Source organism: Acinetobacter pullicarnis, from assembly GCF_006352475.1.
Taxonomy (GTDB): domain Bacteria; phylum Pseudomonadota; class Gammaproteobacteria; order Pseudomonadales; family Moraxellaceae; genus Acinetobacter; species Acinetobacter pullicarnis.
Genome location: NZ_VCMZ01000001.1, coordinates 3,912,131 through 3,925,360, shown reverse-complemented (window position 1 = coordinate 3,925,360; position 13,230 = coordinate 3,912,131). Strand labels below are relative to the sequence as shown.

Below are 13,230 nucleotides of genomic sequence, written 5' to 3'. Positions count from 1 at the left end.
GTTTAGCGGCATACTGACTTTGCCCGAAGGAAAAGTCAGTATGGATCGATTGCAGTTTTAGAAAGCTTTTTGATAATTCACAAAGATGCGGTTCTCGGTAAAATCATTGTTGCCATGTTTATTGTCATAATTGATATTCACCGCTTGCACACTGACCCCTTTGAGATAAGGCTGTTGAAATGCATAATTGAGGATCACAATGGCTTCGGTTTCTTTGTTGTTGCGCCCTTTGGCATCCTTAAAACCATGACCATAAGAATATTTTAAAATCGTAGATAAACCAGCAACATAGTCATTAAAGTCATATTGATAAATCGCGTGATAAGACTTTTCATCTTTTTTTACAAAAGGTGTCACATTCCAATTCACCATATAGGTTTCAGGCAAGAAACCATCCATTAAAGGATAGGCGGTGTCACCGAAGAACTGTTGATAGCCCAAACTGAACCGATGTTTCTGAACACTTAAGGTCTCAATGATCCCAAAATTTTGGCTGTCGACTTTAATTTGCGAACCATCTTCTTTGCTGGTGAAATATTTCAATTTAGATTGAAGCGTGAAGGTCTCTGGTTTCCAAAGGTGTTCTAGTCCGACATAGTGGGTTTGATAGAGGTCTTCCATCTGACCAAAATAATATTCACCCTTGATGCTCGGGGTGAGCTGATAGCGTAAATCCAAATAATTCAGCCCACTCGATTGATTTGCCCCTCGATTCATCGAAAACTTCTCAAAATCTTCGCCATTTCGAGCGGAGACTTTGGTGACACGGCCCAACTCTACTTTAAGTTTATCTGTCACGTGTGAGCTTAAGTTTGCGCCCCAGTACGAGGTCCATAACTGACGGCTTTTATCGACGGCAGTGATTGGGGTATCAAGCCAGAGCTCTCCCACGCGTAACATGGTCTTGTCATAGGCAACTTTTAAGGTGCCGCCATACTTCAGTTGATCCGAAGCTTGTGATCCATTTTTAAATGGGAGCGAAACATCATCTACATGCTTATCGCCACTTAAGCGCACCGCATATTGGGCAGACGCATCAACACCGATTTGAATCGGCTGGTTTGCAAGCTGCAATGGAGTGTCATAGAGATCCGATGTATAAAATAATGAAGCTGCTTGTGACCAACTGCCAGCATCTGGTAGCGCTTCATAATTGCGATCGATATAAGCATTGCGAAATGTGAGCAGCCAGTGATCTTTACTTTCCTGGGCATGCAGCTCGGCAGACAACATGAAGCTGAGCGTGGAAAGCGTGTAAAAAAGTCCTTTTTTCATATGCGTATGCTATCCGTTAAGATGAAATGAAGCAGAAAAAATGAAAAATAAAATTCAAAGGCCAAAGTGATTTTTCCTACACTTTGGCCTATCAAATATGCTTAATTATTTATATTTTTTTTGTACCATCAGCATGCCAATCACCAAGAGCGATGGAATTGCTGCGATCACAAAGAGGTTACTGATATGAATGGATTGAGAGAGGTAACCGCCGAATAGTGGTCCAACAACCGAACCTAAACGTGCAATACCGATACTCCAGCCCACCCCTGTGGTGCGTAATGAGGATGGATAGAAATTGGCAGAGAGTGCGTTAATTGCGGGTTGTCCACCGACAATGGCAAAGCCTGCAATGAATACCACCACAAATAACAGCGCCAGATGATCGACGGCATAACCGATCAGTGCAACACTGGCAACGGCCACAATAAACACAGGCACCAATACTTTATAAAAACCAAGTTTGCTGATTTTTAGACCCATCCAGATACTACCGAGCGTACCGCCCAATTGTAGGGTTGAGCCGATCAGTAAGGCTTGGTTTAAGGTCAAACCAGATTCTTTGGCAAGCGTTGGTAACCAGTTTGCCAAAAAGTACAAACTGATCATGTTTAAAATACTGATAATCCAAATAGATGACGTGAAAAATGCACGTTTATTTCTAAACAGATCCAACGGTGATTTTTTGCTTTCAACGTCAGCATTAATGATCACTTTCGTATTGTTGGCTAAATTCAATGCTGGATAGAAGCGTTGTAACCAGTGCACGACCTTATGATCACTTTTGCCATTCGCGCCCATGAATTGCAGCGACTCAGGCATTTTTAGCCACATAATCACAAATAAAATCAGTGGGATAATGCCGCCAAAATAAAAAATTGCAGGCCATCCACCAATTGGGATCAACAGCGCTGAAATACCACCACCGAGCATTGCCCCGACGGTATAACCACAGGAAACGATCATCATGGTCAGAATACGGTATTTTTGCGGAACAATTTCGGCACTATAAGCCATGGCATTGGGCATGATGCCGCCAAGGAATATCCCTGTAATAAAGCGAATGACAGCCAATTGTTCAATATTCTGAACGTGCGGTGTGGCGAGCATGAGGATGGAAAATGCAAAGGTCGAAAACAGCAGAATTGGTCGTCTGCCTATGCGATCCGATAAAGAACTTAATAGCAGAGAGCCGAGGAATAGGCCGAATAAGCTGGCACTGAACACAACACCGAGCATGGCTTTTTCAACATTCCAAGCATCGATTACCATTGGCGCGGCATACGCCATGGCTTGGATATCGTAACCATCCATAATCATAAGCAACAGACAGACGATCAAAATGAATTTTTGATACGCTCCGAGCTTTTGCTGATCAATCAGATCGTTTAATACAACTTCTTTCATGGTCATTCCTTGTACGCGGTTACAAGACCAATTATTTTAATCCCCATAATTACATATTGCGTAATTTGAGTTCCCTTATCCGTAATTTGATATGTTATTCATAAAGTTGAAAAAATACAACTGCTTAAAGAAAGAACGTTTTTAGTCTTTATTATTAATATAAAACAATTGGTTACGATGGTATTCGATTGCTAAAGGCTGTCTAAAACACTATTTTTTGCATTTTTAGGCATGAGGAATTGCCGAGAAATATCGATTTCATATTTAAAAGCATATGATTTTTTATCAAAAACGGTAGGGTGATGACGCTGAAATCCAGCGCTTGTAGCTTTAGGTGATTTGGGTTTTGAGCTGTTGAACGGCATGGCGCAATTGAAGACGCTCATCCATTTTAGATGAGCGCTGTATCGGTGAGTTTGGTTCGATCAGTGTTGAATATAATTTTGGATTTTTGCTTGCATGGACAGCAGATACTGAATGATTTCATCTAAGCGTTGTTCAGGTAAGTGATCATGCGTACCAATACATGTCACCACATAAGCCAATTCTTGGTTGTGGTCTAAGATGGTGATACTGATCGCATTGATGCCCATCAGCATTTCTCCAAGCACCACCGCATAGCCTTGTTTTAAAATTTTCGCTTTTAATTTTAGAAAATCATCCCAGCTTTGTAGTGCTCTGCGTGAACTTGGTTGTTCACGCCATTCTTTTTCAAGTAAGGGACGAATGATTTTTTCAGATTGATAACAGGCCTGTAAACGTCCTGTTGCTGAATCCAATAACGGCATACGTGAACCGACCCGGGTAATGATATTGATTGGATGGCTAGACTCCAAAGACTGTACCACCACCGCATTGTCTCCGAGCCATTTACTGATATGCACGCTGCAATTTAAGTGCAGTTGAATTTCAATAATTAAATCTTGAATTGATTGCAGCAGATCGTTGCGTTTCAGGGTATTGAGGGCCAAATAGTGGGCGCGGTCACCCAAACTATAGCGACCATCATCGAGCTGTTTGGCATAGCCTTTTCGAATCAAACTCACCACATAGCGATGCACTTTAGCCGGATGCATCGACAAGATTTCAGCCAGCTCCTTGAGCATCAATGGGGTATTTTTAATCATCAGGGCATCTAAAACGGTGAGCCCAATTTCGAGTGATTGCACCCCACCCTGAACTTTTTCTGCGTCTATCGCCATCGAACTGCCCTATGCTAACTTTTAAGATTAAAAATATAAAAATAGTTCGCATTGTACTACTGAACAATCAAAAGATTTCAAAGTCCAAAGTTATTTTTAAAGCGAAGCCAACAAAACCGTTTATTTTAAATTACGTATTTTGTAAGTTGGTTATGTATTGCGTAATATGAAAAAATCAGTATGATAATTTCAAAGCGAATAAATTTCCAAAGTAAGGACTGCTGAGATGAATAACCTATTACAATCATTTATACAGGTCACCCCAGAATCTGACTTCCCGATTCAGAACCTGCCCTACGGTATTTTTAGCCACGGAGCAGATGCAGCGCCTCGCGTTGGTGTTGCATTAGGAGAATGGGTGGTTGATCTCGCTGTGCTAGAAGCCAATGGTTTTCTCGAAATTAAAGCGGGTGAATATTATTTTAATCAGCCAACCTTGAATAAATTTATTGAAACGGGCAAAGCAAACTGGTCAAAGATTCGTGCTGAACTCCAAGATTTACTCTCAAGCGACAATCCAATCCTGAGAGACAATCAAGCACTCCGCGGACAAGTCTTTTTAAAACAAGCTGATGTTGTCATGCATTTGCCTGTGCATATTCCTGGTTATACCGATTTTTATTCATCTAAAGAACACGCCACCAACGTTGGTTGTATGTTCCGTGATCCTAAAAATGCACTTTTACCCAACTGGTCAGAACTGCCTGTCGGTTATAACGGCCGCGCCAGTTCAGTGGTCGTAAGTGGCACCGATGTGGTTCGCCCATCAGGGCAAATCAAATTTCCAGACCAAGAACGTCCAGTATTTTCTGCCTGCCGAAAGCTCGATTTTGAATTAGAAACTGGGTTTATTATTGGTCAACCGAATGCCTTAGGCGTACCTGTCGCGATTGAAAATGCATGGGATCATATTTTCGGTATGGTGCTGTTCAATGACTGGTCTGCGCGTGATTTACAGCAGTGGGAATATGTACCACTTGGGCCATTTAATGCCAAAACTTTTGCCTCTTCTGTTTCACCGTGGATTGTGACTTTAGAAGCACTTGAGCCATTTAAAACCAACTCACCGACCCAAGAACCCTTGCCGCTGGCATATTTGCGTGAAGACTTGTCGAGCAACAGCTATGACATTCATTTATCAGCAGAATTGCAAGCAGCCAATCAAGATCGAGCCGATGTAATCAGCAACACCAACTTTAAATATATGTACTGGTCAATGGCACAGCAATTGACGCATCACACCATTGCAGGTTGTAACTTACAAGTCGGTGATTTGATGGGGTCAGGCACGATTTCAGGACCAACGCCAGATTCGTATGGTTCGATGCTTGAAATCACTTGGAATAATACCAAGCCATTGACGCTATCGAATGGTGAGCAACGGAGCTTTATCCAAGATGGCGATACTTTAATCATGAAAGGTTATTGTCAGAAAGATGGCTTACGCATTGGTTTTGGTGAAGTAACCGGCAAAGTCCTTCCTGCGGTTGAATTCAACTTTAGTGAATAAGAACCGTGAGGTCGAGATGAAACTTTATAGTTATTTTCGCAGTTCAGCCGCTTACCGAGTACGTATTGCACTGAATTTAAAGGGACTTCCGGCTGAGATTGTACCCGTACATTTGGTTAAAAATGGCGGTGAACAGCACAGTGCTGAATACCGTCAACTCAATGCCAGTGAACTGGTGCCGACCTTAATCGATGATACTTTTGCGCTCAGCCAGTCGCTCAGCATCTTGGAATATTTAGATGAAAAATATCCAGAGCCGGCATTGTTGCCAAAGCAGATTCAGCAGCGGGCTTTGATTCGGGCATTTTCCCAGAATATTGCCTGTGATATTCACCCGCTGAACAATTTGCGCGTTTTGCAGTATTTACAAAATGTATTCGCGCTTTCTGAGGGGGAAAAGTCGACTTGGTATAAGCACTGGATTGAATTGGGGATGCGCAGTCTAGAAGCACAATTGACTGAATCGAATGGGCAATTTTGTTTTGGTGAACAAGCGACATTTGCAGATTGTTGTTTGATCCCACAAGTGTATAACGCAAAACGCTTCAATATTGATGTATCGGCCTTTCCTAAAATTGAATCGATTTATCAACATTGTATGACACTCGATGCTTTTCAGCAGGCAGCGCCAGAAGCACAAATTGATGCAAGTTAAATAAGGATATTGATGATGACTTTTAAAATAGAACAAATTCACCATGTTGCATATCGCTGTAAAGATGCGAAAGAAACGGTTGAATGGTATAAGCAAAATTTGAATATGGATTTCATTTTAGCCTTTGCAGAAGACCATGTGCCTTCAACCAAAGCCTTTGATCCCTATATGCATATTTTCTTAGATTCGGGCAATGGTAACGTTTTGGCTTTTTTTGAGTTGCCAAATCAACCTGAAATGGGCCGTGATGAAAATACTCCACTTTGGGTGCAACATTTGGCTTTGCGTGTCAAAGATCGTGCTGCATTACTTGCTGCGAAAGCACATTTGGAAGCCAATGGCGTAAATGTACTTGGTGTAACCAACCACGGTATTTTCCATTCAATTTATTTCTTCGATCCAAATGGTCACCGTATTGAATTGACCTATGATGATGCGACCTCGCCTGAAAAAATTGCGTTGATTACCGAAGAAATTAAACAAGAAATGCTTGAGGAATGGTCTAAAACCAAACGTGCGCCTACGCATACGCATTTCTTGCATGCAGCTGAGTTAGATAACAATTCGGCATCTGCAAAAGCCGATTAAGCCACAAGGCTCAATCAGCAGCACTAGATCTAGATCAGACCAAGACCATCAACGCTAGCGTACCAAGTTGCAGTTGATGGCAATTTACACCTTAACCTGTATTTTTAGGTAAATAGATTCATATCAGAAGACATGGATCTATTTTTTTGCATTGGTTATGACCAGCAGCTCAAGCTGTTCACTTAATGCTGTGACTTGGCTTGTAAGCCAAATACAATCAACATGGCTGCTGCAGCTGTGAGTACACAAGCAAGAATCAGATTACTCAAAATACCGTTGCTGTCGTATAGCACCCCACCAATATAAGCACCCAGCCCAATCGAGAGGTTAAAGATTGAAATATTAAATGCGGTTGCGGTTTCAATTTGGGTCGGTGCGGCACGGAACATCCAGGTCATCACTGCAACGGATACCCCACCATAGGAAACACCCCAGAGCAATAACAAGAAAATACTCATCCCTTGTGAATGACCGAAAAGTACAAAGAGTGCCATCGAAATCGCCAGTAAAATGGCAATACAAAATAAGCTTTGCGGCAAGTATTTTTGAATCGTGTATCCCGCAATAAAGTTACCCAAAATCCCAAATAGCCCGTAAACCAAAAGGAGCCCACCAATATACTGATCCGAAAACTGTGCCAATGATTGCAGCAACGGGCGGATAAAGGTATAGGCGGCAAAGTGCCCTGTGACAATCAGCAAAGTGAGCGCTAAACCGATGAGGACATTGCGTTGCTTGAGCAATTGCAGGCTTGACGACAGAGTATTGGTTTCATTGACAGCCAGTGAGGGTAAAGACCAATACAATAAGACCAACACCACCCCGACCAACGCTGCCACACAAATAAAGGCCAACCGCCAACCGAATAGATCTCCTAAATAAACACCAAGCGGTACGCCCAACACTGAAGCTGCAGCAATCCCGCTAAAAACAATCGAGGTCGCCAGACCTGCATGGCCTGGTGGGGCTAAACGGACTGCGAGGCTCCCAGCCAATGCCCAGATTCCGCCCATCGAAATACCAAACAAGACCCGGGCAAACAGCAGCCAGTATAGCTCGGTAACGGTGGCTGCCATGAGGTTTGAACCGAGTAACAGCAGCATAAATAATAGGAATAATTTACGTCGGTTGATTTGATTAAATATCAACACCACGCAAGGTGCGGTAATCGCTGCCACCAAGGATGGCAGTGAGATGATTAAGCTGGCATGTCCAACAGATTGATCTAAGCTGTGGGCAATTGGTGTGAGTAAGCCAATTGGGAGCATTTCTGCGCTGACCACGGCAAAGATTGCCAGTGCAACAGCAATAACGGATAACCAAGCTTTTTTACCAAGAGGTGGGCTTGATTCAACCTGTGCTTCTATACTCATTTTTCTCTTCAATTGAGGATGCCAGCAGCAATATACTTAAACCTTGCTGCTTGATAAACTGGAATTGTGTTGCATCATTGGGGAATAAAAGTGGCGAATCATGCTGGTGAAAATTTAAATAATCTCTCTGATATTTTAATTTTTATTCGGGTTGCAGACAGTGGCAGCTTTACCAAAGCCGCAGAATTATTGAATTTATCGCGTTCTGCTGTCGGAAAAAGTATTCAACGTTTGGAAACCCATCTGAGTAGTCGCCTGATTCATCGTACGACCCGCACCTTGAGTTTGAGTGATGAAGGCACTTTATTCTATGAGTCAGCCCAACGCATTCTGCAGGAAGTGGCTGATGCTGAAAATTTGATTTTAAAACGACATCAGACGCCAACGGGCCGTTTAAGAATTACTGTACCGGTTGCATTTGGTCGTTTGCATGTGATGCCCGTTTTACGCGATTTTTTAGCCAGCTATCCTGCAATTGATCTTGAAGTGATTTTTTCCGATGACTATTTGGATCTGATTCATGATGGAATTGATTTGGCGATTCGTTTTGGCAGCCTACAAGACAGCAGTTTGATTCAGCAACGTTTAGCGACACATCAATTGATTAGCTGTGCCTCACCGCAATATTTAGCTGAACATGGTCTGCCAAAATCTCTCGAAGATTTGGCCGAACACCAACAGCTGATTTATTTACACCAAGGTCGAGCAACCCCTTGGCGCTATTACGTGCAAGGGCGAGATGTGGAGTATCCGGCCTATGGTCGGATTCGTTTATACGATGTTGAAGCTTTGCGTGATACGGCACTCGCCCATTTTGGCATTGCACAAATCGGTGCTTTTCTGATTAGTGAAGAATTGGCAGCAGGTCGTTTAATCCCTATTTTGCAGGATATAGCACCTTTAATTCAGCCGATTTATGCGGTCTACCCGTCTAAACGTCACCTCTCCTTAAAAGTAAAAAGTTTGCTGCAATTTATTGAACAGCGTTGGCAAGGTCAACCGATTTGGGAAATGGCTCAAGAATAAGCTGAAGTTCTGCTTTTGCTTCGACATTTTGTTTAAGCACTATGCAGTATTGGACTGAATGGTTGAAATTTGGCTTGTCGTGGCGATTATGGCTTTTGCATTTAAATTGAGATGGGTATGATTGTGCCCCTTTTCTCAAGCGATGTTCTCCTTGAAAAAGCATGATCGACAAATGAATTTAGTTTGAATTCAAAGTCTGCCGACTTGGCGTTATGTGATTGATGGCTGAACGATTGGCTTTGAATTCAAAACATGTGCGTATCTGCCACTGTGGATAAGTTTTGCATCACACGCAATGACCAAGTCTCAAAACCCGACAGTGTATTTGAATTCAAAGTAATGAATTTAACTTTACGTCACTTGACTGGTTTTTATATTGTTTGAATTCAAAACAATGAATTTAAAGTAAGCAGTCTTTTGAATTTAAAAAATAAAATGCCAAGCTGACTGTTGGTCAGCTATAAGAGATGCTGAATATTATCAAAAAATTCTCCTAACCAACTGTAAGTAATTGGTTTTTTTGTGCACCTATTTTTTTGGGGTGTGGATAGAACTTTTAAATTCAAAAGCGGGTTTTGGGGTATTTTGAATTCAAAGTGGTGTGTTTAAATTCAAAAATCTGTTGCTGGTTGTCTGTGGAAAACTTTATTTGAATTTAAAAGTCGAATATGAATTTAAAGTTTGGAAATGAATTTAAAATCCGAACAATGAATTCAAAAGGTGTTGCTCTAGCTTGGCTGGTTATTGCAGAAAAACTGCAGCATTTGTTTTAAATTCAAAACCTGAAAAAATCATGCCGAAACAGTAATAATCTTCATTCTTTATTTGCAGCATTATGGTAGTTTGATCGTTTGAGTTTTTAATAATAAGTTTAGGAAATTATGCGACGTTTAACTTTTGTACTTGCGGCTTGTACTTTGGCGATGAACCAAGCCAATGCTGATTTGGTCATTAATGGGGTCAAGAGTTCTACGAGTCCTGTAACGCCAGCGACAACAACAAACTATACACCGGTCAGTAGTTTTCAAAGCTGTATTGCTAACTTGCGTGGCAAAGCTTTGTCTTCTGGCGTGACTGCTGCAACTTTTAGCCGTTATACCCAAAATTTAAGTCCAGATTATTCTGTGATTGAGAAATTGAATTATCAACCTGAATTTTCAACACCGATTTGGGATTATTTATCTGGCTTGGTCGATGATGAGCGGGTTGTTAAAGGGCAGCAAATGCTTGTGCAACATCGTGATGTTCTACAACGTGTTGCTGCAACTTATGGGGTGCCAGCAGAGACCGTGGTTGCGGTATGGGGTGTAGAAAGTAATTTTGGTGATATCTCAGGTAAATATCCGTTATTGCAGGCTTTGGGTACGCTGAGTTGTGAAGGGCGTCGTCAGAGCTATTTTCAGGGTGAATTCTTTGCCACGCTGCGTATTTTACAACGCGGTGATCTTAGAGAAGAGCAGTTGGTGGGTTCATGGGCGGGCGCATTTGGTCATACCCAATTTATGCCATCGACTTATGAAGCTTTAGCGGTCGACTTTGATGGTGATGGCCGCCGTGATTTAGTATCAAGCACTACAGATGCTTTGGCTTCAACGGCCAACTTCTTGAAGCGTGGTGGTTGGCAGACGGGTATGCCGTGGGGCTTTGAAGTTAAAGTTCCAGCAGGATTGTCGATTGCAGGCGAGAGCCGTCGCAATAAAAAAGCGTTAAGCACTTGGATTAATAAAGGTTTGACTCGTGCGAATGGGACTGCATTGCTGCAAGGTAATTTATCTGAAAGTACACCAGCAGGTTTAATGGCGCCGAGTGGTCCAAATGGGCCTGTGTTCTTGGTCTTTAAAAACTTTGATGCAATCTATGGCTACAATGCTGCGGAAAGCTATGCTTTAGCGATTGCACACTTATCTGATCGTTTACAAGGCGCTGGTCCATTTCTAACGGCTTGGCCAACAGACGATGCTGGAACCTCGCGTGCAGAACGTCGTGAAATCCAACAGTATTTGTTAAATAAAGGTTATGACATTGGTGCGGCAGATGGTTTGGTTGGAGATAAAACCCGTCAGGCGATTCGCCAAGAACAAACTCGCTTAGGTTTGTCTGCCACGGGGCGTGCCGGTCAGCAAATTTTGAAAGCCTTCCGTGAGGATAGCGCTAAGCAAATGATGCAATAAGCAGATTTTATCTTTGGCTTTTCGCTAGATACTTTTCGCAGGATATACGGTAAAACCCGACTTTAGGTCGGGTTTTTTATAACTGTCTTGATAATGTGTTGTGCGATGGGCGCAGTAACTGCGCTAAGCCTAACTATTCGATGTCGCTCTGGTCGATTTTAACCGCCTCTAAGATATCCCAAAAAACGGCAGTGACATCGCGAGATAAGTCGCGATCATTGAAAATTTCATAAGCGCTAATGGTGACATCGGTATCGCTAGGCAATTGTTTTTGCGCTTCTTCGATTAAGTGTTCGATAGGTAGAAGCGTTTGTTTAATCTCAAGATGGCGTACATCTTTAAACTCGACATTGTCGTCTTCAAGCTCAAGGATTTGCTCGTTAAAGTAGGGCAGTAGCACGGCATGCAAATAGGGTTGGATCTCAGTAATGTTGAGAATGTGAACATCACGGCTTTGTTCAATCGTGCTGATATGATCATTCACTTCAAGAATAATATGATAATAACTCACTGCGATCTCCTTTGAGTGCCAGACTTGTGCATCGTTTAATGTATCTTAAAATCGGTTGATCCGCTACAAATACCTATAAAAAATAGGTAATTAAGCATAAGGCAATATAGAACTTGCTTGGGCTTCAATGTTATTGAGCGACGCTTAATGTGTGCTGGAGGTTGTTCTGTATTTTTGGTCAGTAGATGATAAAAATCAATTATATGTTTAAATCATTGGGGGTGAAATGGGGGAGCGTGACTCGATCCGTTTGCAATAAAGTTGTATCTGAGATGCTGCAATGACCCTCAATAAAATATCGCAAATGAAGTGGTTTTGAATATTGGTTTTGTAAATTTTTTCTCTGTACACGACAAAAATAGATAACTCATTGAAATAATGTCATAATAATTGTTTTCTAACGACGAATACTATGACACATCTCAATGAGTTATATCTTATCTTAAACAAATATCTAAAATGGAACAAGTCACATTTAAAGTGCTTTGCGCTCATCATGCTTGTGATTATTTTAAAGCAAACATGTAATCTTTCTTCTGCATCTAAAGCCTTGCCCATCAAGTGCTTACCACAATCATTTTATCGACGTATGCAGCGCTTCTTTGCAGGTCAGTATTTTGATTATCGTCAAATTTCTCAGTTGATTTTCAATATGTTTTCATTCGACCAAGTGCAACTGACTTTAGATAGAACCAATTGGAAATGGGGAAAACGAAATATTAATATCCTGATGCTCGCAATCGTTTATCGTGGAATAGCGATACCTATCCTTTGGACATTGCTTAATAAACGTGGAAATTCAGATACGAAAGAGCGTATTGCTTTGATTCAACGCTTTATAGCCATTTTTGGTAAAGACCGTATTGTGAATGTGTTCGCAGACAGAGAGTTTATCGGTGAGCAGTGGTTTACATGGTTAATTGAACAAGACATCAACTTCTGCATTCGTGTTAAAAAAACTTCATTGTCACCAATCATTTAGGAAAGAATCATAAAATTAGTGATTTATTTCGCCATCTTAAAGTTGGTCAAATTGAATGTCGTAAACGACGGATTTTGGTTGGTCGGGTGAAACTATATATAAGTGCACTACAGTTAGAAAATGGAGAGCTTTTACTCGTCGTTTCTCCTCAGTTTAATGCCAATGCTATTCAGGATTATGCATTACGCTGGGAAATTGAAACCTTATTCAGTTGTCTCAAAGGACGCGGGTTTAATCTTGAAAATACGCGCTTGACAGACCCTAGACGAGTGAAAAAATTGATTGCGGTGTTAGCTATAAGCTTCTGTTGGTGTTACTTAACGGGTGAATGGCAACATGATCAAAAAAAAGTGATAAAAATAAAGAAGCATGGACGACTCTCAATGAGTTTATTTCGCTATGGTTTAGACTATGTTCAAATGGCGATTCAGCGTTTAATTGGTTTTGGGAAAAAAGAAGAGTTTAAGGAAATTTTGGCAATTTTAAGAAGGCAGAACCCTGATAGGATAAGGGTTCTGTGAAATTTGTCG

Annotated in this window: 11 protein-coding genes; 6 read left to right on the top strand and 5 right to left on the bottom strand. The window is 41.5% G+C overall.

What is annotated here, in order from left to right; genetic code table 11:
• Nucleotides 1–57: 57 nt before the first annotated feature.
• The 3 genes from FD716_RS17635 to FD716_RS17625 form a co-directional block, all read right to left on the bottom strand.
• Nucleotides 58–1,275 (bottom strand): OprD family outer membrane porin, encoded by a 1,218-nt coding sequence (locus FD716_RS17635; protein ID WP_139853530.1) that lies wholly within the window; start codon nt 1,273–1,275, stop codon nt 58–60.
• Between the two features lie 105 nt (nt 1,276–1,380).
• Complete coding sequence (locus FD716_RS17630) at nt 1,381–2,682, bottom strand: MFS transporter (protein ID WP_139853529.1); 1,302 nt, start codon at nt 2,680–2,682, stop codon at nt 1,381–1,383.
• A 425-nt stretch (nt 2,683–3,107) separates the two neighbouring features.
• Complete coding sequence (locus FD716_RS17625) at nt 3,108–3,884, bottom strand: IclR family transcriptional regulator (RefSeq protein WP_139853528.1); 777 nt, start codon at nt 3,882–3,884, stop codon at nt 3,108–3,110.
• Nucleotides 3,885–4,110: 226 nt separating this feature from the next.
• Here FD716_RS17625 and fahA point away from each other — a divergent pair, with 226 nt between their 5' ends.
• Genes fahA through FD716_RS17610 form a run of 3 tightly spaced genes read left to right on the top strand, consistent with a single transcriptional unit; the run spans nt 4,111 to nt 6,637 of the window.
• The gene (fahA, locus tag FD716_RS17620) at nt 4,111–5,394 is read left to right on the top strand and encodes a fumarylacetoacetase (protein ID WP_139853527.1); all 1,284 of its coding nucleotides are present in this window, start codon (nt 4,111–4,113) and stop codon (nt 5,392–5,394) included.
• A gap of 16 nt (nt 5,395–5,410) precedes the next feature.
• Nucleotides 5,411–6,049, top strand: coding sequence for a maleylacetoacetate isomerase (maiA, locus tag FD716_RS17615; RefSeq protein ID WP_139853526.1), 639 nt, complete (start codon nt 5,411–5,413; stop codon nt 6,047–6,049).
• A gap of 15 nt (nt 6,050–6,064) precedes the next feature.
• Nucleotides 6,065–6,637: a VOC family protein gene (locus FD716_RS17610; protein WP_139853525.1), complete on the top strand. Its 573-nt coding sequence runs from the start codon at nt 6,065–6,067 to the stop codon at nt 6,635–6,637.
• Nucleotides 6,638–6,819: 182 nt separating this feature from the next.
• On the opposite strand, the gene FD716_RS17605 is transcribed toward FD716_RS17610, so the two are convergent.
• Nucleotides 6,820–8,010 (bottom strand): MFS transporter, encoded by a 1,191-nt coding sequence (locus FD716_RS17605; RefSeq protein ID WP_139853524.1) that lies wholly within the window; start codon nt 8,008–8,010, stop codon nt 6,820–6,822.
• A gap of 90 nt (nt 8,011–8,100) precedes the next feature.
• On the opposite strand from FD716_RS17605, the gene FD716_RS17600 reads away from it, so the two are divergent.
• A complete protein-coding gene (locus tag FD716_RS17600) occupies nt 8,101–9,036 on the top strand; it encodes a LysR family transcriptional regulator (protein ID WP_139853523.1) in 936 nt (311 codons plus the stop codon).
• Nucleotides 9,037–9,917: 881 nt separating this feature from the next.
• Nucleotides 9,918–11,207, top strand: coding sequence for a lytic murein transglycosylase (locus FD716_RS17595; RefSeq protein ID WP_139853522.1), 1,290 nt, complete (start codon nt 9,918–9,920; stop codon nt 11,205–11,207).
• A gap of 133 nt (nt 11,208–11,340) precedes the next feature.
• Here the strand turns inward: FD716_RS17595 and FD716_RS17590 are convergent, their stop codons facing one another.
• On the bottom strand, nt 11,341–11,718 hold the full coding sequence (locus FD716_RS17590) for a hypothetical protein (RefSeq protein ID WP_139853521.1): 378 nt from the start codon (nt 11,716–11,718) through the stop codon (nt 11,341–11,343).
• Between the two features lie 412 nt (nt 11,719–12,130).
• On the opposite strand from FD716_RS17590, the gene FD716_RS17585 reads away from it, so the two are divergent.
• A protein-coding gene (locus FD716_RS17585) for an IS4-like element ISAba1 family transposase (RefSeq protein WP_088631513.1) occupies nt 12,131–13,221 on the top strand; the annotation gives its coding sequence in 2 pieces (ribosomal slippage) (nt 12,131–12,671 and nt 12,671–13,221; 1,092 coding nt in all).
• Nucleotides 13,222–13,230 lie beyond the last annotated feature (9 nt).